This is a genomic window from Candidatus Glassbacteria bacterium (assembly GCA_019456185.1).
Lineage (GTDB): Bacteria > Gemmatimonadota > Glassbacteria > GWA2-58-10 > GWA2-58-10 > JAJRTS01.
In genome coordinates, this window is the sequence record VRUH01000059.1 from 1 (window position 1) to 23,479 (window position 23,479).

Annotated in this window: 18 protein-coding genes; 12 read left to right on the forward strand and 6 right to left on the reverse strand. The window is 62.6% G+C overall.

The genetic code is table 11. The annotated features are described in order from the left end of the window. Positions 1 to 61: 61 nt before the first annotated feature. From FVQ81_15570 to FVQ81_15585, 4 genes are all read right to left on the reverse strand, one after another. A complete protein-coding gene (locus tag FVQ81_15570) occupies positions 62 to 1,687 on the reverse strand; it encodes an amidase (protein MBW7997954.1) in 1,626 nt (541 codons plus the stop codon). Positions 1,688 to 1,818: 131 nt separating this feature from the next. Beyond that, positions 1,819 to 3,891 carry a hypothetical protein gene (locus FVQ81_15575; protein MBW7997955.1) on the reverse strand — a complete coding sequence of 691 codons (2,073 nt, stop codon included), beginning with the start codon at positions 3,889 to 3,891 and terminating at the stop codon, positions 1,819 to 1,821. Between the two features lie 195 nt (positions 3,892 to 4,086). Further along, a complete protein-coding gene (locus FVQ81_15580; GenBank protein MBW7997956.1) occupies positions 4,087 to 5,412 on the reverse strand; it encodes a Gfo/Idh/MocA family oxidoreductase in 1,326 nt (441 codons plus the stop codon). Between the two features lie 50 nt (positions 5,413 to 5,462). Next, complete coding sequence (locus tag FVQ81_15585; protein ID MBW7997957.1) at positions 5,463 to 6,782, reverse strand: L-alanine-DL-glutamate epimerase; 1,320 nt, start codon at positions 6,780 to 6,782, stop codon at positions 5,463 to 5,465. Positions 6,783 to 6,908: 126 nt separating this feature from the next. On the opposite strand from FVQ81_15585, the gene FVQ81_15590 reads away from it, so the two are divergent. After that, the gene (locus FVQ81_15590) at positions 6,909 to 8,474 is read left to right on the forward strand and encodes a beta-N-acetylhexosaminidase (protein ID MBW7997958.1); all 1,566 of its coding nucleotides are present in this window, start codon (positions 6,909 to 6,911) and stop codon (positions 8,472 to 8,474) included. 14 nt (positions 8,475 to 8,488) lie between these two features. On the opposite strand, the gene FVQ81_15595 is transcribed toward FVQ81_15590, so the two are convergent. Both FVQ81_15595 and FVQ81_15600 read right to left on the reverse strand, forming a co-directional pair. Then, on the reverse strand, positions 8,489 to 9,217 hold the full coding sequence (locus FVQ81_15595; GenBank protein ID MBW7997959.1) for an acyl-CoA desaturase: 729 nt from the start codon (positions 9,215 to 9,217) through the stop codon (positions 8,489 to 8,491). Positions 9,218 to 9,277: 60 nt separating this feature from the next. Next, positions 9,278 to 10,222, reverse strand: a complete 945-nt coding sequence (locus FVQ81_15600; GenBank protein ID MBW7997960.1) for a helix-turn-helix domain-containing protein — start codon at positions 10,220 to 10,222, stop codon at positions 9,278 to 9,280. Between the two features lie 89 nt (positions 10,223 to 10,311). Here FVQ81_15600 and FVQ81_15605 point away from each other — a divergent pair, with 89 nt between their 5' ends. The 11 genes from FVQ81_15605 to FVQ81_15655 all read left to right on the forward strand — a co-directional run. Next, the gene (locus FVQ81_15605) at positions 10,312 to 11,181 is read left to right on the forward strand and encodes a hypothetical protein (protein MBW7997961.1); all 870 of its coding nucleotides are present in this window, start codon (positions 10,312 to 10,314) and stop codon (positions 11,179 to 11,181) included. A 189-nt stretch (positions 11,182 to 11,370) separates the two neighbouring features. Then, entirely contained in the window at positions 11,371 to 12,489 is a 1,119-nt protein-coding gene (locus tag FVQ81_15610) for a mandelate racemase/muconate lactonizing enzyme family protein (protein MBW7997962.1), read from the forward strand. A gap of 90 nt (positions 12,490 to 12,579) precedes the next feature. Next, positions 12,580 to 14,022, forward strand: coding sequence for a trimethylamine methyltransferase (locus FVQ81_15615; GenBank protein MBW7997963.1), 1,443 nt, complete (start codon positions 12,580 to 12,582; stop codon positions 14,020 to 14,022). Then, the gene (locus tag FVQ81_15620) at positions 14,023 to 15,381 is read left to right on the forward strand and encodes an MmgE/PrpD family protein (GenBank protein ID MBW7997964.1); all 1,359 of its coding nucleotides are present in this window, start codon (positions 14,023 to 14,025) and stop codon (positions 15,379 to 15,381) included. It begins immediately after the preceding gene. Positions 15,382 to 15,403: 22 nt separating this feature from the next. Beyond that, a complete protein-coding gene (locus tag FVQ81_15625; protein MBW7997965.1) occupies positions 15,404 to 17,077 on the forward strand; it encodes a polyamine ABC transporter substrate-binding protein in 1,674 nt (557 codons plus the stop codon). 33 nt (positions 17,078 to 17,110) lie between these two features. Beyond that, a complete protein-coding gene (locus tag FVQ81_15630; protein MBW7997966.1) occupies positions 17,111 to 18,052 on the forward strand; it encodes an ABC transporter permease in 942 nt (313 codons plus the stop codon). Then, positions 18,052 to 18,891, forward strand: a complete 840-nt coding sequence (locus tag FVQ81_15635) for an ABC transporter permease (GenBank protein ID MBW7997967.1) — start codon at positions 18,052 to 18,054, stop codon at positions 18,889 to 18,891. Before FVQ81_15630 ends, FVQ81_15635 begins: the two co-directional genes overlap by 1 nt. 29 nt (positions 18,892 to 18,920) lie before the next feature. Next, complete coding sequence (locus FVQ81_15640; GenBank protein ID MBW7997968.1) at positions 18,921 to 19,943, forward strand: ABC transporter ATP-binding protein; 1,023 nt, start codon at positions 18,921 to 18,923, stop codon at positions 19,941 to 19,943. 48 nt (positions 19,944 to 19,991) lie between these two features. Then, entirely contained in the window at positions 19,992 to 20,939 is a 948-nt protein-coding gene (locus FVQ81_15645) for an ATP-binding cassette domain-containing protein (protein MBW7997969.1), read from the forward strand. Between the two features lie 44 nt (positions 20,940 to 20,983). After that, the gene (locus FVQ81_15650) at positions 20,984 to 22,126 is read left to right on the forward strand and encodes a formylglycine-generating enzyme family protein (GenBank protein MBW7997970.1); all 1,143 of its coding nucleotides are present in this window, start codon (positions 20,984 to 20,986) and stop codon (positions 22,124 to 22,126) included. A gap of 123 nt (positions 22,127 to 22,249) precedes the next feature. Next, positions 22,250 to 23,479: DUF4962 domain-containing protein (locus tag FVQ81_15655; GenBank protein MBW7997971.1), on the forward strand; the 1,230-nt coding region annotated here is incomplete at its 3' end.

Below are 23,479 nucleotides of genomic sequence, written 5' to 3' on the forward strand. Positions count from 1 at the left end.
CCCGCCATGACGATCACACACGATAAAGAGCGGCGAAACCTCATGTTCCTCCCCGTTTCGATCAGGCTTGGGATAACCCTGCCGACTGGAACTCGACTGACGGCAGCAGGCGCGGCGGTTTGCGGGCCATGACGGCCTGCTCGAACGCATAGGCAATTCCGATCAACAGCGGTTCGCTCCAGGCCCGTCCCCAGAAACTGACCCCCATCGGCAGGCCGAACAACCAGCCGAACGGGACAGTGAGATGCGGGTATCCCGCCACGGCCGGCAGCCCTGAGCTGCCGCCCAGCATGTGGTCGCCGTTGAGCGGGTCGGTAAACCCGGCCGGCCCGGAGGTGGGGCAGAAAATCGCGTCCAGGCCGTGCTCGTCCATCAGCTTGTCGATCCCCTCGGCGCGGCTGAGCTTCCCGCACTCGGCCAGGGCGTCGGTGTAGGCCTTATCCGTCAGCGGTCCTTTTTCGACAGCCTCCTCCATGATCTGCTGGCCGAAATAGACCAGCTCGCTCTCGGCGTGGGCCTCGTTGAACGCGATCACGTCGGCCAGGGACTTGACCGGCGCCGACGGTCCCAGCCAGTCGAAATAGGCTTTCAGCCCGTGCTTGAACTCGTACTGCATCACGGTCGATTCGTGGGGCCACATCCGGTGCGACGGCAACTCCAGCGGGTCGATCAGCTCGGCTCCGGCGTCCTTGAGCACACCGACCGACTCCTCCATCACGGGGTCAACCAGGTAGCTGATCTTGAAATGCTTGCGGGCAATGCCGATTTTTTTGCCCCGCAGCGCGCCGGGGTCGAGATAGCGGGTGTAGTCCTGGCCGAACTGCTCCCGCCCGGCGTCGGTGGCCTTGTCGTTCATGTCCGGTCCGGCCAGGGCATTGAGCAGCGCGGCGGCATCGGCCACAGTGCGGGCCATCGGACCGGCGGTGTCCTGGGTGTGGGAGATCGGGATAATCCCCGAGCGGCCGATCAGCCCGACTGTCGGCTTGATCCCCACTATCCCGCAGACCGAACTTGGCCCCACAATCGAGCCGTCGGTTTCGGTGCCCACCGCCAGGGTGCAGAGATTGGCGCTCACTCCGGCGGCGGAACCGGCGCTGGAGCCCGAGGGGTTGCGGTCCAGGGCGTAGGGATTGGCTGTCTGGCCCCCGCGGGCGCTCCAGCCGCTGGTCGAGCGCCAGCCGCGGTAGTTGGCCCACTCGCTGAGGTTGGCCTTGCCCAGGATCACGCACCCCGCGGCGCGCAGACCAGCGGCGACCCGGCTGTCGGCCGGGGCGACAGAGCCCTCCAGGGCCAGCGACCCGGCGGTGGTGGTCATAGCATCGCCGGTGGCGATATTGTCCTTGATAATTACCGGGATCCCGTGCAGCAGCCCCCGGTCCTGGCCGGCGGCCAATTCGCGGTCCATCTGCTCCGCAATTGCCCGGGCATCCAGATTGAGTTCGATAATCGCGTTGAGGCCGGTCCCGCGGTCAACCTCTTCGATCCGCCCGAGATATTTTTCCGTGATTGACGCACAGGTGTATTTCCCCTCGCGGATAGCCCGCCCCAGCTCGGCCACGCCCATTTCCGCCAGCTCGAATTTTTTTACCGTGGACTGTCCGGCGGCATCTTCTGCGCTTTTGCGTGCGCCGCTACAGCCGGTGGCGGCCAGCCCCGCGCCGAGGAGAAGGAAGTCTCGTCTGTTAATCTGGTTACCGCTCATGGGGCGCCTCGCACGGGGAAAAATGATATTGCCCGGAACAGCTTTCTTATCGAATATTTTCAGCAATCAGGTCTACGATAACCCGGCTCGCAAAGGATTGAAACCTGCCGTCTATCTCAGGCCTTCAGCAGCCGGAGTAACTCCAGCAGATCGAAGATGTCCACTCTGCCGTCCACATTGACATCCGCGGGATCCAGCCTTGCCGGAAAGTAATTTTTGTCGCTGATTACGCCCAACAACTCCAGCACGTCGAATATATCGATTTTCTCATCCTTGTTTACGTCGCCAGGTACGTTCCGCCGGGCGGTGACAGCGTAGTCGCCGGAATCTGTGAACGTGTAGGTATAGTCGCCAAACTTGATATCGTAACCCTCGTCCACCTTGACCATCTGCACTTCTTCCCAGACTATCGTGGGAACCACGCCCTCTCCCACGGTCAGCATGTGAGTCAGCATTAATGTACTGTCCGCTTGGTAGGAGAACTTGACCCGCCAGGTATCCACCGAAGTTTTCTGGACGGTGATCACCGTATCCGGCTGGAAAGAGCTGCAGGAGATAAAGCTCGAATCGTTGGTGGCCCAGGCCATGCTCTGGCCCACAACCGGCTCCTCGGCAAGCTGCAGCAGCCAGTCCACCGTACCCAGCGAGCCGCCGGCGGGCGCTCTCAGCCAGTCCATCACTATCACCGTGCCCGGCCGGATAAACAGCAGCTGCCGCACGCAGCTTTCCACCACGCCGGGAGCATAGGCCTGGGCGTATTGGCCGCTCGCCGCGGCCCAGTCGCCGCCCTCGTCATAGAACAGGAAATCGCCGGTGTCCAGCCGCTGGCCTTTGTCCAGATTGGACAGGAAACTCCCCAGGGTTCCGTGGTTCTGGCCGTGGCGCTCCTCCTGGGTACTCCCGTTGATAACGAGCGTGCTGTGGACGTCCGAGGGCTGCTGGGGGCCGTTGACACTGCCGTAGACCAGCGGGTCGGTGGCCAGCAGGCCGTTGCGGAAAATGGTGAACTGGCCCTGGCAGTAGTGGTTGTGGTCGCCGTAGTGGTCCTTGACCCCGAATGAAACCACGGTTGCATCGGCGTCCCAACTGCTGCGCGCGGTGAAGTGCCCGCCCTGGGCGCCGCCGCCGGAGAGATAACTCAGCGCCCCCTCAGCGGGTTCGGTGTCGATCATCCGGGTGTAGAGCATGTAGAACACTCCGGTGATCCCGTAGAACCGGCCCGTACCCCGCTTGCCTGCCAGCCACTGGCTGAACCAGGCTCCTTCCGGCGAGTCCAGCGCCCAGGTGAGCGCATCCAGCACCCCGGCCATCTCGTGGGTCACACTCCCGTTCGGCCCCCCGATCACATCGCCCCACGGCACGTAGCGCATGTCCGGGTAGACATTGTGGATCTCGTTGAGGAAATGCCGGCGCAGCCAGTCGTCCTGTTCGGTTTCGATCCTGGCGACAAGGTCCTGCCCGGATGCGCCGGCCGCGGCCAGTACGGGCCAGACCGCGCCGCTGAAATCGTAGAGCGACCAGTAACCGTAGCTTTCGCTGGGCAGGCCGTCCAGGTACAGCATGGCGGGGTACAGCGCGCTGTTCATCCGCTGGCGGATATCGTCGTAAAGCGCGTCGGAGGTGGAGTCCTCCCCGGCGGTCGCCAGCGCCCAGAGCATGGTGCCGCTGGCGGTCATCCAGATGTAGTTATGGAAAATGTGGTCGTTCTGCCATTTCATGCCCTCGTTGCGGGCCAACTGGCCAAGCTGATAGCGCGCCATGCCGCGGTCCAGGTTGCTGAAGCCCTCGTAGGTATGCATCCAGTCGTAGGCCAGAGCATACTCCAGCAGGTCGAAAAAGACCTCGAACACGTCGTAGCTGCGACCGCTGTCGTAACGGTAGCGGGCCAGCATCCCCACAGCCGAGTCAGCCGCGGCCGAGTCGCCGGTGAGCTGCCAGACCATCGCCTGACAGGCGGCGTTGCTGATCCCGCCGATCTTGGCCAGCATGGCCTCGTATTCCGGGTGGTCGGTGTGCGAGCGGAGCTGCGCCAGCGAGATCGCCGGGCCGGTGCTGTCGGCGGACATCAGCAGGCGGGGCCGGGACTGGCTCAGGTCCTCGCGGGGCGGGATGACCTCGAGTGCCGCCAGCGGGGCGGACAGGATCGAGGCGGATAATAACGAGAGCAGGAAAGAAACAGTCGTTCGCATGATCGGTTATCTCCTCATCAACCCGGTTACGGATCGGTTGTTTCATTTGCAGCAATTCTATATTAATCTGATTCGCCCGCGATTGAAAGAGACAGCCCCGCGCGGCGGCGCGGTATTTCCATTGACATTCTCTACTCCGGATGCGCCAGGCCCGCATCTTTGCCCGATCCACCAGACCTCGTCCGATTTCCCGGCCTAGACCTCCGCCGGAACTACCCAGGGCTCGCGGTAGGTGCGGCCCAGGTAGGCGTTGGCCTCGGGGTCGCCGGGGAAGCTCTGGTTCCTGGGGTCGAACACCAGCTTGCGGTTGCCGACCCGGCAGGAGACATTGCTCAGGTGGCAGAGCAGGGTCGAGATATGGCCCTGCTCCACATCGGCCGCCGGCAGCTCCCTGCTGCGCACACAGTCGATAAAGTTGCGCAGATGGGCGGCGTCCCCCTGACGGCCGGGTTCGGTCCGCACAAGCTCGTAATTCTCGTCGTACACCTGCCAGCCTCCCCCGTGCCTGCCGAAATTCATCATCCCCGCAGTGCCCTGAACCACGATTTTCGTGCTGCAGTTTTCCCAGGCGGGAATCGTGTCGGAGTCGCGGATAGAGTGGGGAATCTTTTTCATGTAGGGCGTCCAGAGGGTGGCCTTGAACAGCAGGGTCAGGCCGCCGTACTCGAAGGTGGCGATCTGGGTATCCGGGATTTCCCGGCCGTCGTCGAAATGCCGCACGCCGCCATCGGCGTAGGCGGCCTCCGGATAGCCGATATCCAGCAGCATGCGGGCGAGATCCAACTGGTGGACCGCATCGCCGGCAATACCGCCCGTACTGTAATCCCAACGCTCGAACCACCAGCGTCCGGGACTGTACGGGACCAGTGGACCGGGTCCGCACCACATATCCCAGTCCAGCCCGGGCGGGACAGGCTGCTCGTCACCTTTGGGCACGGCCGGGTGCTGCATCTGGAACACCACCTCGGCCAGATGCACGTCGCCGATTCCGCCGCTCTTGATAAACTCCGCCGCGGCGGCGGCGTACGCGCTGCTTCTGCACTGAAGGCCCACCTGCACAACGCGCTCGTATTTGCGCGCGGCACGGACCATCTGTGCGCCCTCCCAGATATTGAGCGACAGGGGTTTTTCGACATATACGTCCTTGCCGGCCCGGCAGGCCATGATCGCTCCCAGCGCATGCCAGTGGTCAGGAGTGGCGTTGACCAGCGCATCCACTTCCGGATCGTCGAGGATGCGGCGGAAGTCGGTGACCAGTTCCGGCTCATAGTCCTGATGAGCGGAGACCGCCTCCAGCGACCGCTCGAACCGTCGCTGATTGACGTCGCAAAGGTAAGCCACCTCGACATCCGGCATGGCCGCAAACCAGCCGGCGAGCTGGGTGCCCCGCCCGCCGACTCCCATGATCCCGATTCTGACCCTGTCGCTGGCGGGCACGCTCTTACCCGGCGCCAGCAGGGAAAGAGCCGCGGCCGCCCCGGCCGAATTGCGGAAAAACTCCCTGCGTCCGATCGGTTTCATCACAGATACCCTCCGTGCTGTGTTGCGAGCAGTTCCCGATTCAATGCCGCTCAGCCTCCATCGCGCTCGAACAGAGCGGCGTAGTGGGCGGATTCCTCAAAAATCCCGCCGCCTGTGGCGTAGAATTCATCGTTAAGGTAATATAGCCCATCGCGCGGGACGGTCCACTCTTTACCCGCGGCCGGATGGTAGCCGCTCATCCGGTCCCAGCCCCCGTAAAGCTGGTGTCCGTTGGCCTCCATCAGCCCCAGCTCCAGACCGGGCAGCGGCGCCAGCCTGGCGGCCACGTTGCGGTTCCATTCAGCCAGCACCGGATTGACTGTCAGATCGGCGCAGAAGCACGGGATTCCCGCCCGGAAAGCGACCCTGGCAATCCGCAAAGTTTCGCTCAGAGTTTTAGCCACGGGTTTGAGCGCGATCGCCCGGTAACCCATTTCGATCAGGACGACGGTATCGGCGGCCGTATGGGCGCTCTCATCGGCGGCAACCGGCAGGGGGACAGCGCCGAGGTCAACTTCCATCCCCTCGCCGAACGGCTCCTCGACCAGCAGGACCTGCCCGGCAATGTTCGTCCGCTCCAGATAGTCGACCAGGCGCAGCAGGGTTTCCAGCGACTCGTAGCGGCCGTTGCAGTCCAGGTAATACAGAATCAGTCCCCCGGCGGTATGGGCAGTTTCGGTCCGGCCGACAGCGCGGTGGATTTCCTCAAGACGGGAAAGATCGGCTTCCAGCATCTCCTCCGGCGGGCCCGGAGCTCCCAGCTTGATCTTGAGGATGAAAAAGCCCTCGTCCACCAGCCGCGCCACCTCCGCCACGGGCAGGCCGTAGCCGACCACGGGCACGCTCGCAATTTTGTTGTGACGGGCGGACAGGGCGTCTCCGAAGGGGGCGGGAACCATCCGCTCGAACGAATCGAACCCGTTTTCCCGCGCCCACGCCAGCCAGGCCGCATTATCCAGCGCCACCAGTGAATTCAGCGCGAAAGTTTTGCGCAGCTCCGGCCTGCCGGTGGCTTGACGGCCAAATGCGAACGTCTCCTCCAGCACGCCGTCCAGCAACTCGAGCGGATTATCGAATTCACGCCCCTCGACCGCCGAGAGCGCGAACCGGGTGAGCGAGTACATCAGCTCCTCGCCCGCTTGCGGCGAGTGGGCCGCGAAGACGGCCTCATCCGACCAGAGCACGCTCTGCGTACCCAAGCCCAGGCCCCTGCCGCCGGCTGAGGTTTCGAGACGGACCGCCACCTGGCGGAGTTCACTGACATAGCGTCCCTTGAACCCGAACGGGACGGCCAGGGGTTCCGGCTCGTAAGCCGCGCGCGCGGCAGTTACCTCTATGCCGTGGTTCAGGGGTCGACGGGAAACGGCCATCGGGGTCCTTGCTGCCGTGGGAGTGGTCCAGGTAATTAATCAGTTGACCAATCACGATTAATTTTAGAATATATCATAGCTTCACTTCCGCAAACACAATTAATCAACTACCTGCCGGAGGCGTACATGATGAGATCCTGTCTTGCGGTAATGCTGGTGGCTTTCATGTCGTTCTTTCCTCTTCGTCCCGCATTCGCCCAATCCAGCCTGAATATCATCCCCGCACCCCTTTTGCTTGAACTTGGCGAGGGCAGCGTCACGCTGTCAATCGGTTCCGCGGTGGTGGTCGAACCCGGCACCCGCGCCTGTGGAGAGTATCTGGCCGATCTGCTCTCCAAAGCCAGCGGCGCGGTGATCCCGCTCATGGATTCGGCGCCGGAGCAGCCGGTGCGCCCAACTATCTCACTAGCTCTCGAACCAGGGCTGAAACACCTCGGCAACGAGGGTTACCTGCTCGTGATAAACCGTGAAGGAGTTTCGATAACCTCGACTGCCGCGGAGGGAGTCTTCCACGGTGTGCAGACCTTGCGCCAGCTGCTGCCGCCGCTAATCGAGAACGGGGAAATCGCACTCGCCGCCTGGGAGCTCCCCTGCCTGAGAATCGAGGACCGGCCCCGGTTCGGCTGGCGGGGACTGATGATGGACTGCAGCCGCACTTTTCAGCCACCGGCCTACCTGAAAAAAATTATCGACCTGCTGGCTCTGTATAAACTCAATGTCCTGCACCTGCACCTCACGGATGATCAGGGCTGGCGCCTGGAGATCGAAAAATATCCCGAACTTACAGGTATCGCGGCCCGCTTTCCCACTAAATACAGCAAGGAAGGAGGATTTTACAGCCGGGAGGAAATGAAAGAGCTGATCGATTACGCGGGGAAGCGTGGCGTGGCGGTAATCCCGGAAATCGAGATGCCCGGCCACTGCCTGGCCGCGCTGGCCGCCTATCCGGAGCTGTCCTGCAGCGGAGGGCCGTTCGAAATCTATCCATTCTTCAAAGGTCCCGGTATCCAGCGTAACGTCTACTGCGCGGGTAAGGAAAGGACTTTTGAATTTCTGGAAAACGTGCTGGCCGAAGTGATCGAGTTGTTCCCCTCACCCTACGTCCATATCGGCGGGGATGAAGTTCCCAAGAACAACTGGCGGGAATGCGCGGACTGCCGGGCCAGAATCAGAGCCGAGGGCCTGAAAGACGAGCACGAACTGCAGAGTTATTTTATCCGGCGGATCGAAAAATATCTCAATGCCCGCGGCAGGAAACTGCTGGGCTGGGACGAGATCCTGGAAGGAGGGCTGGCGCCCCGGGCCGCGGTGATGTCCTGGCGCGGAACCGAGGGCGGTATTGAAGCCGCCAGGATGGGCCACGACGTGGTCATGTCGCCTACCAGCCACTGTTACCTGGACTACGACCACCAGAGGACATCGGTAGCCGAAGCTTATTCATTCGAGCCTGTTCCGGAGGAACTGGAAGCGGAATACCACAAGCACATCCTGGGCCTGCAGGGCAACATGTGGACCCATATCGCAGTCAACGAGCCGGCTACGGATATCCAGATATTTCCGCGGCTGATCGCCCTGGCCGAGGCTGGCTGGAGCGCAAAAGCGCGGAGAAACACTGAAGGCTTCCTGCGGAGGCTGGAGGGCCATTTCCGCAGACTCGACAGACTGGACGTGGAATATTTCGGCAGGAGATAACCAGGCTTACAGTCTCACGAGGAGGGGACTTTAACTACTCTCAGCATCGCCAGCACTTTAATCAACGGCCAGACCGGGTCAAGCTCGAACCAGCGGTTGGCGAAATTCATCCGCTGCGGGTAGCGGTGATGGTTGTTCTGGAACAGCTCGCCCAGCAGCAGGATATCCAGAGCCAGCGTATTGCGCGACCTGTCGCCGGTTTCCCGGTGGTTGACGTAGCCGTACTTGTGACCGCACCAGTTGACCAGCGCTCCCTGGATCGGTCCGATCAGGAAATGGACCGGCAGCAGCAGGAAATACCACCACGACGGCGCGAACGCCAGATAGAACGCGATGTAGGAACCGGCGAACGCCAGACGTACGAGCCAGTTCTCGCTCAGCTTGTCGACAGCTTTCCACTCGGGAAGATCGTAACCGAATTGCCCCGGATCGATTTTGCCGCTCAACAGTCCCGTGTAAATCCCGTAAGTCTTGACCATCATGGCGACTATATTCGGCGAGTAGTGGGGCGAATGGGGGTCCCGGTCCGTATCGCTCCAGGCGTGGTGCATCCGGTGCATCACGGCGTAGGCCCGCGGGTTAAGGAACGAGGCTCCCTGGCTGAAAAAGGTCATCAGGTAGAAAAACCGCTTCCAGAACGGCGGCAGATGGAACATCCGGTGCGCCCCGAAACGGTGGAGGAAAAATGACTGGCAGAACAGCGAAAGATACCAATGCACGGCCAGGAACAGGCAGATGGGCATTGCCGGCTTTCGGTTGAACTTGTAATTTCTTCCGCTGGAATAGCGGGGACGAGCGGCGGCTTAGAGATGATACGAGCTCAGGTACTCGGCCTGCGGGTCCACGGCTTCATCCATCCAGACACATAAGGCCAGCGCCATCGGAGCGTTCCCGGCTTTATCGGCATTGTAGTATTTGTGCGGTTCGCGTCCGAAAAACAACACCGAATCTCCCCTTTCCAGCACCACGGGCGTGCTGCCGATCATGACACCGACCTTGCCCTTGAGGCAGAAAGTGATTTCCTCTCCCGGATGGCTGCGCATCCTGCCCTCGCCGGTAATTTCGAGCACGACGGCATTCATCTTGCCACACGGCAGCTTGGCTTTGAGATCGCCAACCCGCAGGCCGGGCTCGCTCTCATCGACTCCGCTCGATTCTCCACGCCGGTAGAGATAGTAATCCTGATTTTCGACAGATTCGAGGTCCATCAGCGTGTCCACGGATACTTCGAGTATACCGCAGATCCGCATCAGGGTGCTCAGGTTCGGGCGGCCCTCGCCTTTCTCGATTCTTACAACCGTGTTCTTGTCCACTCCGGCCGCCTTGGCCAGTTGCTCGATACTCATCTTTTTCTGCAGGCGGAAACGCCTCACCCTGGCCGCCAGCATTTCAGAGCCGAAATCCATTGAACCTCCCGATCCGTTGTCCTGCCGCATACTTGACTGGTCGAGCTGTAAAGCTGAATATATCCCTTTATTTCCCTGCGGGAAACAAAGATTTTTAAGCGAACGGATAACCTCGAACAGTTTCCGCTTTTCATGGCCGGTAAGGCAGGCGGTCGGCTCATCGAGGACGATAATCCCGGCAGCGGCGGAGACGGCCTTGGCGGTCTCCACCAGCTGACACTGGGCCACGTTCAACCTTCGCACCAGCGTGTCCGGCGGGATATCCGGGTCCAGCGCCAACGCGCGGACTCCGGGGAAAGACCTGGTTATTCCCCTCATTTCCAGGATTTGTCCACTTTCCATTCTTGCCGCACCAGGCTATACTTTGCATAATCCTGGTCAGCAGATTTTGCTGCTTCCAACTAGAAAACTTTCCGACAGGTTGGTCAAGCTTGAAAACTGCGGTCGCCGGCCCCCTGAGCAGGGACAGGAACATTATTGGAGGAAAAAGTTATGAAAGGCCCGGCGGAGTCACATATTACTCGGGCATCGCGCTGGCTCGCCTGGGAGCGGATACCTTGGTGCTGGGAACGTGCGGAGAGGATATCCCGCCGTGGCCGGAAAACGAAAGCGCGACCCTGGTCAGAATCCCCGCCGCGGGTACGATCGAATTCATCAACGAATACGCCACCGCCGACTGCGACTGCCGCCGTCAGCGGGCAGTGGTGCATGAGAATACCATCACTCCCGCACAACTCGACCCCGAAGAACTCAGTAAGATCGGGCGTATAATACTCGGACCGCTGATCCATGACAACATCTCGCCGGCTCTCGTTGAATTCCTGGCCGGGTTCGGCAAACTGGCGCTGGCCGTGCAGGGGCTGATCCGCTATCTGGAAAACGGCAAAATAATCTGGGCCAAGCCGGAACGCGTACTGCCGATGCTGCCTTTCTGCGAGTACGCGGCCATGGACGAAAGCGAGCTGCGATTTATCTCCGGGCGGGAAGAGCTGGACGAGGGCGCCCGTGTGCTGCTCGACGCCGGCGCCGCCGGGTTGATAGTGACCCGGGGCAGTGAGGGCTCTGTCCTGTACATTGACGCTAAACGCTACGATATCCCCGCCTTCGGCCCGCAGCGGATCGTGGACCCCACCGGTGCGGGTGATTCCTACCTTGCCGGTTTCATCCGCGCACTGGACCTGTACGACGATCCCGTGCGGCAGGGCGAGTTCGCGGCGATGACCGCCACGATATCCCTGGAGAACAGCGGAGCGTTCCGGGGCAGCGCAGACAGTGTCCTGCAGAGGCTGGGCTGGGGATGATCGGCCACGGCCGGCCCCGGACGGTTTTCCGCCGCGGCCTCCATCCGCTCGAGCCTGCATGGCCGTGCACAGTTAAATTCAGGGTAAGATAAATAAAAGACCCTTTTATGCCGCAGCCGTTTTGGCTATACTTGTTTTTCATCACCACCAGCCGCTTATCTTCCTTAGATCCGCCGCGGAGCGATAACAATGAAAATCACGGACGTTGTCTCCCACAACCTCACCCTGCCCTATCCCGGCGAGGTCCGGCCGGCGTGGCAACCCGGTTTCGTCACCACTACCCACGAGTTCACCCTGGTCAGGATAATCACGGACGAGGGAATAGTAGGCTACGGCGGCACCTCCGGCCACGTTGCCGGAACTATCGATGCCAGTGTCAAGCCCTACCTGGTCGGCGAAAATCCGCTGGCCACCGAGCGGCTGGCCCGGATCTACCGTCACGCCGGCGGAATCTGGTGTATCGACATGGCCCTCTGGGATATCGTGGGCAAGGCCGCCGGCATGCCGCTGCACAGGCTGTGGGGCAGTTTCCGCGACAAGGTCCGGGCCTACGCCAGCACGGTTGAACTCGCCACGCCGGAAAACCGCGCCGAACTGGCCCTGCACTACCGCGGCCTGGGGTTCAAGGCGATGAAAATCAGGCTGCGCAAGGACACCGTGGCCGGGGACCTGGCGCTGGTGGACGCCTGCCTCGAGGCGGCGGGCGATACGATGGATTTCATGGTGGACGCCAACCAGGCCACCAACCTGCCGTCTCCCGATCCCGGACCGTTCTGGGGCTACCAGCGTGCGTTGCTGATGGCCCGCGAGCTTCACGACCGGCGGATCCTGTGGCTCGAGGAGCCGCTGCCCCGTTTCGATTTCGACAACCTGACCAGGCTGCGGGAAGCCACCGAAATCAAAACCGCCGGCGGCGAGAAAAACCAGGGGCTCCACGAGTTCCGCTGGATGATCGAGAGGAAGGTCTACGACATTATCCAGCCCGACGCGGCCATGTCGGAGGGTATTTCGCAGCTGAGAAAAGTGGCGGCGATGTGCGAGATGTGCCACCTCGAGTTTATCCCCCACCACGGGATGAGCGGACTTGGCCTCTCCGCGCAGCTCCAGCTGGCCTGCACCGTCCCCAACGACACCTGGGTCGAAGTGATCTACGAGCCGACCACGCGGACAATCGAGGCCTACCAGCAGCTGGGCGGGATAATTACCTCTAAAGTCTGGATCGACAAGGACGGGTTCGTAACTGCCCCGGAAACTCCGGGCCTCGGTGTGGAAATCGACGAGGACAGAATCTCCGGGTACGAAGTCTAGTCCGGACGGCGGAAGTCGGATCAATCCGGTATCACCGGTAGATGGCCTACCTGGTTCCAACCTGCACACTCCAGCGCGGACGCGGTTACAATGCCGAAAGAGACTGTACAGGGCGGCAGGCTGAAACTGCTGTCGGACGATGATGTCGGGCAGATCCACGCCGCGGCGCTGCGAATCCTGGAACAGGCCGGAATCAGGATTCCTCACGCGCAGTCGCTCGCTATCCTGCGGGATGCCGGGGCGAAAGCCGGCGAAGATGAAGAAACCGTGTATTTGCAGGCCGGCCTGGTTGAAAATGCTCTCCGGGACGCGCCCTCCGAGGTCCTGCTCTGCGGCCGTGAGCGGCACAACGACCTTCTGCTCGCCGGAAACAATGTCTATGCCGGTACCGGAGGGGCCGAACTCAACGTACTCGATCTCGAAACCGGCCGCCTGCGCGAGAGCACCCTGCGCGACGTGGCCGATATCGCCCGGCTGGTGGACGCGCTGGATGGAATCGACTTCTATATCCGTCCGGTTGTCGCCCGCGACGTGCCCCACGAAAAGCTGGATGTCAACAAGTACTACGCCTCGCTGGCCAATACCGGCAAGCACGTGATGGGCAACGTCTATTTCCCGGAGAACGTCGAAAAAGTGTTCAGGCTGGCAGCGCTCGTGGCCGGCGGAACCGATTCGCTGCTGGCCCGGCCGATTGTCTCCTTTATCACCTCGTTCATCTCCGCCCCGCTGACATTCAACGCCGAGGTCTGCCCTGCCCTGCTGGAGATAGTCCGGCGGGGCATGCCCGTGGCGCTCTCCTCCGTGGCGATCGCCGGGCTGACCGCTCCGGTGACATTCGCCGGGACACTGGCGATAACCCATGCGGAACAGCTGGCCGGGATTACTCTCTGCCAGCTTGCCAACCCCGGCGCTCCCGTGATCTATGGCGGCTGCCCCGGCGTGGCGGACATGCGCGACACTTCGTTCTGTCCGGGCAGTATCGAGCGGCAGATCCTCAACGCGGCTGTCACCCAGCTCGCCCGGCATGTCGGCGTGCCCAACTATAACCTGGCCGGAGTCACCGATTCCAAAATCCCGGACATCCAGGCGGGCTACGAGAAAGCGTTCGGTATCTGCCTCTCCGTGCTGGCCGGCTCCAACTATATTCACCACGCAGCCGGCAGGATCGCCGACGGAGTGGCCTACGAGCAGTACGTGATCGACAACGAGATTATCCTGATGGCCCGGCGCGCGGTACGGGGAATCGAGGTCAGCGGGGAAACTCTGGCGGTCGATGACATAATTTCGGCCGGCCCAGGCGGCGATTTTATCTCGCGGGAGCACACGCTGAAACATTTCCGCGATGAGTTTTTCTTTCCCGCAATCGCCGACCGCCGCGAGCGTGCCGCCTGGGAAGCCGCCGGGTCTCCTGACGCCCGCGAGCGGGCCAGGGTCGAGGCGCGCAGAATCCTGCACGAGCATGTGTCCGCGCCCATCCCGGAGCGGATTGACAGGCGGATCCGCGATGAATTCGAGATTTTATTACCTGCTTAACTGCTTGAGGAAGAGAGTCAATTGAACGCTGATCTTGCAGCCGGGTTTGTCGCTGATACCGGTTATGACAGGCTCCCCGATGAAGTTGCGGCCAAGGCCAAACGCTGCCTCCTCGACTTCCTGGGCGTGGCCCTTTCGAGCAGCGGGCTGCCGGCCTATCAAGCCGGACGGGAGCTGCTGGAGGGATTCGGCGATGGCGGCGCGGCGACCGTGATCGGCAGCGGGGAACGGCTGCCGCTGCTCGCGGCGGTCTGGGCCAATACCCTGCTGGGCAGCGTGATGGACCTCGAGGACGGATACTACCCGTCGGTGGGCCACCCCGGCTCGGTGGTCTTTCCGGTGACCCTCGCCTTCGCCGAGCATGGCCGCGCCTCCGGCAGAGAGTTCCTGGCAGCTTCGGTGATCGGCTACGAGATCTGCGCGAGGGCCGGCCAGGCGATGACCCGGTTTTACCGCAAGCGGGCGCTGGGTTCCGGCGGTTCGAGTGTCTACGGCGCCGCCGCCGCGGCATCGCGGCTGCTGGGTCTCGACAAGCGCGGGGTCGGGCTGGCCCTCGGCGCCGCCGGAGTCTACATGCCCTCGACTCCGGTCCACTACTCGATTGACCACCAGAGCATGGTCAAGGGCGGTATCCCCTGGGGCACGTTTGTCGGAGCCTCCTCGGCCCTGCTGGCCAGGGGCGGATTCGCAGCTCCGCCTGCCACGATGCAGGACCCGTTCGCCGACCCGGAAGACCCGACCGCACGCCCGATATTCCAAACCCTGGGCAGCGAATGGGAAATCCGCAAAGTCTATTTCAAGCGCTATCCCTCCTGCCGCTGGACCCATGCACCCCTGGACGCGGTGCTGGAGATCGTGGCCGAACATAAACTCGCCGCCGGGGAAATCGACTCGGTACGGATCGAGACATTCGAGGAAGCCGCCCGGCTCGACCACGGCGGACCGGTCACGCTGGAGGGATTCCAGTTCGATATCCCGTACACGGTCGCCGCGGCGCTTGTCTATGGCGATTTCACCGTGGAGCAGATGACCGCCGAAACGCTGCAGGACCCACGTGTCAGCCAGCTTGCGCGGAAGGTGAGCCTGGTCGCCGATCCGGAATTGAGCGCCATGTTCCCGGTGCGAAGACCGGCCAGGGTCACGATCTCGCTGGCCGATGGCGGGGAACTGTCCCGCGAGGTGCTGAACCTTCACGGCGAGGCGGGCGGCGATTTCGAGACCCAGGGGTATCTGGATAAATTTATCGCGCTGGCCTCGCCCCGGATCGGACCGGAAAAGTGCGGGCAGCTAATCCGGACTGTCGAAAAGCTGGACAGGCAGGAGTCCCTGGACGGACTGGTTTCCCTGCTGCACGAATAGTCAATCAACCTAAGATTATCCGATGAACAAAACAGTCCTGAAGATCCTTGCCCTGGCCGCTTTTCTGGTTTTCACGGCCTTGTTATCGCGCTACCCTGCCGGGCAAAACGGAGAGGCCGCGCGCACGGACGGCAAAATCCTGCGCATGGCCAGCAAGCAGGCCGATACCCGCAGTCTCAATCCCCACCGCGCCACGGCATCCCATGACCGGGTGCTGGCCGAGATGATATTCAACGGCCTGCTGCGCTACCGTCCCGGCTCGATGGCGATTGCCGATATCGAACCGGACCTGGCGCGTTCCATGCCCCGGGCGGAAACCCTGCCTGACGGGACCCAGTGCTGGACGTTCGAGCTGCGCCGGGGAGTGAAGTTCCATCCGTTCGGCGACCGGGAAGGAGCGGAGGTTACCGCCCAGGACGTTGTCTATTCGCTTCGTCGCGCCTGCGACCCCGCCAAGTCCTCTTATGCCGGCGATTACCAGGGCATGCGGTTCGAGGCGGCCGGACGCGACACGGTGCGGGTTATCCTGGCTCAGCCTGTCACCGCCGACCTCCTGCTGCCCAAGCTGACCAACCGCGGCGGCGGCCTGGTTGTCTGCCCTCAGGCTATCGAGCAGTTCGGCGAGGACTGGTTCAATCTCAACCCGGTCGGCACGGGGCCGTTCCGGTTCACCGGCTACACTCCGATGGAGAAAGTGGAGTTGGCGGCCAACCGGGAGTATTTCCGCGGCGTGCCCGGCCTGGCTGGAATCGAATACTACTACATGCCCTACGTGATCAGCCGCGAGCTGGCCCTGCGCAAGGGCGAGGTGGACGTGATCTGGGGTCCGCGGGAGCAGGTCTGGGGCGACAAGATGTCCGGCCTGCCGGGTATCGCTGTCGACCTGATCGATGGCGTGGAGATCATGTCGCTGCATTTAAACATGAGTCTCGCCCCGCTGGATTCGAGGCTGGTGCGGGAAGCAATCGCCCACGCTGTTGACCGCGGGGAGTTTATCGCCCTCTACGGCCCCGGCGTGGCCCGGCCGGTAAGCTCGGTTGTACCCCACGGCATGCTGCGCGGAGGGCTGAGCGAACAGGAAGCTGTCCGGCTGGGGCTGGTCCGCGAATTCAGCCCGGAAAAATCACGGGCGCTGCTGGCCCGGGCCGGCTGGCCCGACGGGTTTACGCTCAAGGTATTCGTCTCCGAAAGCGACACCTATGTCAAGGCGTTCGACCTGCTCCAGGCCCAGCTCGGGCGGGTCGGTATCGAGCTGAAAATCTCGATTGTGGATCAGGCCACCTACCATACCCGGATCAGGCAGGACCTCAATCCGCTGGTGTTCTACACCTGCTACCGGCCGAACCCGGATATCATCCTGACCCAGTTTTTTCACTCGGCGTCAATCGTGGCCGCCGGGAGCAGCCCGGTCACCAATTTCTGCCATCTCGGAGCCGTGGACGCCGACGGTGACGGGGAAGTGGACAGTATCGACCATCTGATCGAGCAGGCGCGCCGGGAGACGAACCCGGACAGGCAGACCGAACTCTGGAAACAGGCCCAGGCGGTTATTCTCGACCAGGTGGCCGCCTATCCGCTGATGGCGCTGGGGTTCACGTTCGCGCGCAGTGTGGATGTGAACTGGGGCTATGACCTGAGGGTGATTACCGACGGCCCGAAGGCAACTGAAGCAACTACGAAACAGCAGCCTCTTTAATGACTTGTTAAATGCTCTAGACGGACACTTGAGATGCTCGCATTCTCCATCAGACGAATCCTGCTGGCGGTTCCGGTCCTGCTGGCGGTTGTCACCCTGATTTTCTTCCTCGTGCGCGCCATGCCCGGCGGCCCGGCTGTCGCGATGCTGGGCGATTACGCAACGCCGGAGGCAATCGAGGCGCTGGAGGAGGAGATGGGACTCAACGACCCGCTGCCGGTGCAGTATTTCCGCTTCCTGGGCAGTCTGGCCCGGGGCGAGCTGGGACGCTCGCAGATCACCGGCACTCCGGTGGCCGCCGAGGTGGCCCGTGTGCTGCCGTATACCCTGGAACTGGCTGTCAGCGCGATTATGATCGGTATCCTGCTGGGGATACCCCTGGGAGTGGCCACTTCGCTGCGCCGCAACTCAGCGCTCGATTATCTTGGCCGCACCTTTTCGCTCTCAGGCGTCTCGCTGCCCTCGTTTTTCCTCGGCATCCTGCTGATGTTCGTCTTTTCGATCAAGCTCGATCTTTTTCCGGTGATGGGCGGCGGCGACCTGCTGGACCTGCGTGACAACCTCCGCCACCTGTTCCTGCCCAGCCTGACCCTGGGGCTGATGATGGCCGCCTATATCACCCGCACCACCCGCTCATCGATGCTCAACGTGCTGGGCGAGGACTATATCCGCACCGCCCGGGCCAAGGGCCTGCCGGAGCGTAAAGTGATATTCGGCCACGCGCTGCGCACCGCGCTGATCCCGGTGGCCTCGTTCACCGGAGTCTATGCGATCATCCTGATCGGCAACTCGGTACTGGTGGAGGTGGTCTTCTCCAGGCCCGGACTGGGCAAGATGATGGTGGGGGCGATCAACCAGCGCGATTACCTCACGCTCCAGTCGGTGATGGCTGTCTATGCCACCCTGGTGGTGCTGATCAATTTGCTGACCGACCTCTCTTACGGACTGATCGACCCGAGAATCAGGTACGACTGATGGCCGAGAAAACCAAACTCTGGCGCACGTTCAGCACTAACCGGACCGCCCTGGCGGGATGCATTATGGCCCTGCTGCTGGTGCTGGTGGCCGTGTTCGCTTTCGGGATCGCACCTTTCGATCCGCTGGAGCAGAATGTCTACCACCGTCTCACCGCACCCGAAGGAGCCCACGTGCTTGGCACCGACCAGTACGGCCGCGACGTGCTCTCGCGGATACTCTACGGGGTCCGGACTTCGCTGACGGTGGGGTTCCTCTCGGTGCTGCTCGGGATGGCGGCCGGTACGGCTATCGGCGTGGTGGCCGGATACTACGGCAAAATTACCGAGGCGGTCCTGATGCGTACGGTGGACGTCCTGCTGGCGTTCCCCACCCTGATTACCGGGATCATGGTCGCCGCGATCCTGGGCAGCGGGCTGATCAAGCTGATTATCGCTATCGGGATCGTGTTCACCCCCAGGTTCGCCCGGCTGGCCCACGGTCCCGCGCTGGCGGCCAGGGAGATGGAGTATGTCAACGCGGCGCGAGTGATCGGCGCGGGCGGGTTGAGGATTATCGTTCGCCATATCGTGCCCAACATCATGGGCGAGATTATCGTGGCGGCCACGCTCTGGATGGGCACGGCGATCATGGTCGAGGCCAGTCTCAGCTTCCTCGGTCTGGGAGTCTCGCCGCCCACGCCCACGCTGGGCAATATGATCAAGAACGGGGTGGATCAGCTCACCAACGCTCCCTGGCTGGCCCTGTTTCCAGGCCTGGCGGTGCTGGTCACCGTGCTGTCGTTCAACATGATCGGCGACGGGCTGCGGGATATCGCCGATCCCAAGCTCAGGACCTGAGCGCTTCTGCCGGAACGGAAGGATAGCGGATGGCTTCTGAATCGAACATCAATGGCGACGTCCTGCTCGCTGTCCGGGGACTTAAAACCTATTTTTTCACTCCGGAAAGCGTGGTCAAGGCGGTGGACGGAGTCAGTTTCGAGGTCCATCGGGGGGAAATCCTGGGCCTGGTGGGGGAATCCGGCAGCGGTAAAAGCGTTACCGCCCTCTCTGTTCTCGGCCTGCTGCCCTCGCCCCCGGCCCGGATTGTCGACGGCCGGATTCTTTACCGCGGCGCAGACCTGGTCAAACTGCCCCCGGCAAAGATGCGCGCCATCCGCGGCCGCCGGATCTCGATGATTTTCCAGGAGCCGATGACCTCGCTGAACCCGGTTTACACTCTGGGCAGCCAGATCGCGGAAGTTTACACGGAGCATTTCGGCATGCCGCACAGCCAGGCGCTGACGAAAGCGGTGGAGATCCTGCGCCGGATGGGGATACCCTCCCCCGAACTCCGCGCCCACGATTACCCGGTCAACATGTCCGGCGGGATGTGTCAGCGGGCGATGATCGCGATAGCGCTGGCCGGCGGCCCCGAACTGATTATCGCCGATGAGCCGACCACGGCGCTGGATGTCACGATCCAGGCCCAGATCCTCGACCAGCTCCGCGATCTCTGCCGGGCCGACGGCACCTCGGTGCTGCTGATCACCCACAACCTCGGTGTCGTGGCCGAATACGCCGAACGGGTGCTGGTGATGTACGCCGGCAGGATTGTCGAGGAAGCGCCGGTGGACGAACTGTTCGAGCGGCCGCTTCATCCTTATACTGCCGGACTGCTGAACTCGATCCCCAAGCTGGGCGGCAAGTCGCGAAATGGTAAACAGCGACTGAGCGAAATCCCCGGTATGGTTCCTTCGCTGGACAACCTCCCCTCGGGGTGCAGTTTCCATCCACGCTGCCCGCTGACCAGCGACAAATGCCGTGAACACGAACCCGAATTGACCGCCCGCGGCCCGGCCCGCAGGACCGCCTGCTGGGCTGTGTGCGAAAACCGGGACGGAACCGGATAAGTGAGCGAGAAACAAGACAACGTGCTGCTGGATATCAGGGGACTGAAAATGCATTTCCCCGTCCGCAGGGGCTTGCTGCGCAGGCAGACCGGGGCGATCCATGCGGTGGATGGCGTCGATTTGCAGGTGGGCAGGGGAGAGGCGCTGGGACTGGTGGGGGAATCCGGCTGCGGGAAATCGACTATCGGCAAGTGCGTGCTGAAGCTCCACGAGCCGACTGCCGGACGGATCCTCTACGACGGCGCCGATATCGGTCCGCTGACCGGCAGGGGACTGAAAGGATACCGGCGGAGAGTCCAGGCGGTTTTCCAGGACCCGTACTCGTCGCTGAACGCGCGGATGTCCCTCGGGGAAATCGTGGCCGAACCGCTGGTGGTCCACGGGATCGGCTCCGCCGCCGAACGCCGCCTGAGAGTGGCCGGACTGCTCGAAAAAGTGGGAATCGGGCCGGAGTGCGCGCTCCGCTATCCCCACGAGTTCTCCGGCGGGCAGCGTCAGCGGATCGGGATCGCCAGGGCGCTGGCCCTGAGGCCGGAGTTGATTATCTGCGACGAGCCGGTCTCTGCGCTCGATGTCAGCATCCAGGCCCAGGTGATCAACCTGCTCGACGACCTTCAGCAGGAGTTCGGCCTGAGCTATCTGTTTATCGCCCACGACCTGAGCGTGGTCGAGCATGTCTGCGACCGGATAGCCGTGATGTACCTGGGCAGGATTGTCGAGGTGGCCTCGGACAGGGAGCTTTACGCCGACCCGCTGCATCCTTATACTCAAGCGCTGATGAATGCGATCCCGCTGCCGGACCCGTCACGCAGGCGTGCAAAATTACGGCTGTCGGGCGAGGTCCCCAGCCCGGTCAATCCGCCCCCGGGCTGCCGGTTCCATACCCGCTGCCCGCTGCGCGAGGAACTCTGCACGCGGTCGGAACCGCCGCTGGTGGAGAAACGGACGGGTCATTCGGCCGCCTGCCACCTGGTGGGAGAATCGGAAAGCGGATAGCACGGGGCGTACCAGTCGAAAGCCGATATTACGTGGAGTTTTTAATGCGGAATAGTCTGACACTGTCCCTGCTGCCCGTCCTTACCGCGGCATCAGTCTGTTCCGGGGGGTGGCTGGAGATTACGGACGTCGAGTCCAGAATCCAGCAGACCGAGTTCAACGGAACCCAGCTGCTGATCGAGTACACGCTGGCCGCTGCCGGCATCACGGAATCGACACCGGCCTGGGTGTTTATCCGTTACAGGGCCGGCGGCGGCGATGGCTGGCGACGGCTCCGGGAGCACTACCTGACTGGCAGGGGATTCGGAATCGTTTCCTCGCCGGGCCGTCAACAGGTATCCTGCTGGGGAGTCGACCAGTTCAGCGCGGTTGCCGAGAGTGCGTTCTCGCTGGAAATCCATGCTGTCGCCATGGCCCGGATTCCCGGCGGCGAGTTCGTGATGAAGTCCACTCCCGGCGGCGGTTACGACGGGGAGAGGATCGGTAACGTGCCCGGCAGTCTGCCGGAATACTGGCTGGCCAGATACGAGACAACCGTCGGACAGTACGCGGACTACCTGAACGAGACCGGGGGCCGGGGCGCGGGCTGGGTCGGCCGGATGGCGGATTCCCTGAGCTGCGGAATCGTGCGTGAGGGCGAGAGTCAGGGATACGTCTACCGCGTCCTCCCGGGCCGGCAGGAATACCCGGTTACGTTCGTTTCGTGGTACGATGCGGCGGCGTTTCTGGACTGGTGCGGAATGAAACTCCCGACCGAAGCCCAGTGGGAAAAAGCCTGGCGCGGCGGCAGGTTCCTCGACGGCGACGAGGCGGCGGCGATGGCGAACCCCGACCCCGAACGGACCTATCCCTGGGGAAACCAGCCGTCCGGTGACGAGAGAATATTCCGCTGCAATGGCCGGGGGGACCAGGACGGATTCGAGCGGACCGCCCCGGTCGGCAGCTTCTCCGCATACGGCTCGCCCTATGGAATTCTCGATCTGGCCGGAAACGTGGCCGAGTGGACCCGTGACTGGTACACGACGACGTATCACGAGGGGCTCGACGGGCTGCGGATGATCAGGGGCGGCTCGTGGCGTTCCCTGCCGGTCGGATTGGACGCTATCAGCGGAGCAACCAGCCTGCCGGCCGATGAGAGCGCGATCATGGGTTTCCGCGGCGTGGTGGACCCGCGGCCTTCGCGTTAGCTCCGCCCGGGACAAATCTCAACAGGAATACAGTAAAAACTCGACGAGTTCTGCATCAGGGGCTATGATATGAATAACCGGCCTTCATCTTAACCTGCTTCCGACAGGGAGAACTTTGAATTTATGAAAACTACCGGCGCTACCCGGCTTCCTTTCAAACTCTGTCTGCTCCTACTCGCTTTGATCGCGATCCATGCCTGTTCTCCCGGTTCTCCGGTCGGCGAAGCGGTCCAGGATTTCAGCGAAACCAGGCTCGGCCTGCAGCCCCCGCCCGGCGACACGGTGCACGTCAGCCCTCCCTATCTGGCCTGGGGACCGTTGGACGGCGAGACGTCCTACCGTGTGGAAATCAGCCGCGACAGCAGTTTCAGCAGTGTGGAAACCGCCAGCGAACCGACTCCGTACTGCGTCTGGCGCCCGTCCGCCGTGCTCGACCCGGGACAGTGGTTCTGGCGGGTAAGCGGAGTAACCGAAGGGCGCTCCGGCAGGGTGTATTCCTTCGTGGTGGCCGGACAGCCAATTGCTTTCCCGGCCCCCGACTACGAGAGCCTGCTGAGCAAGATACCGTCAAGCCACCCCAGGCTGTTCCTGCGGGCGGACGAGGTGGAAGCCCTGCGGCAGGCCGCCGGCGGAGAACTTCGCGGGGAGTGGGAGTACCTGAAGCGCAGGGCCGAACAGGCCATGGAGCTGGTACTGAAAACTCCCGATGAGGAAACCGAGCGCTGGGGCACGGTGGAGGCCACCGCCCACTGGCGAAAAAATTACACTATCGCGCGTAACACGGTGTACGCCGGCGAGATGCTGGCTTTCTGCTACCTGGTCAGCGGAGAGCAGCGCTACCTGGACGGGGCGCGGCGGATTCTGCAGCACCTGCTGAGCTGGGACCCGCGCGGGCCGAGTTCCGTGTTCGACAACGACGAGTGCGCGATGCCGCTGCTGCAGTATATCCCCCGGATGTACGACTGGCTTTACGACGCGCTTACCGAGCAGGAACGCCGCGAGGTGGTGGAGCACATGCGAATCCGCGGGCAAGAGGCCCGTCGCGACCTGGGCGACGTGCACCACAAGGCATACGACAGCCACGCCCACCGGATGTATCACCAACTGGCCGAGGCCGGGATCGTCTTTTTCAGCGAAATCCCCGAGTCGGAGGAATGGATCAGGCATGCGCTGACGATCTACCACACCTGGTATCCGGCCTGGGGTGATTACGACGGCGGCTGGAGCGCCGGACTGGCCTATTACAGCGGGTATGTACTGATGGTCACTAACTGGCTGGACGCCGCCGAGTGCGCCCTCGGGCTGGTTCCCGAACAGCACCCGTTTATCCGTAACGCCGGCAGCTACGCGATG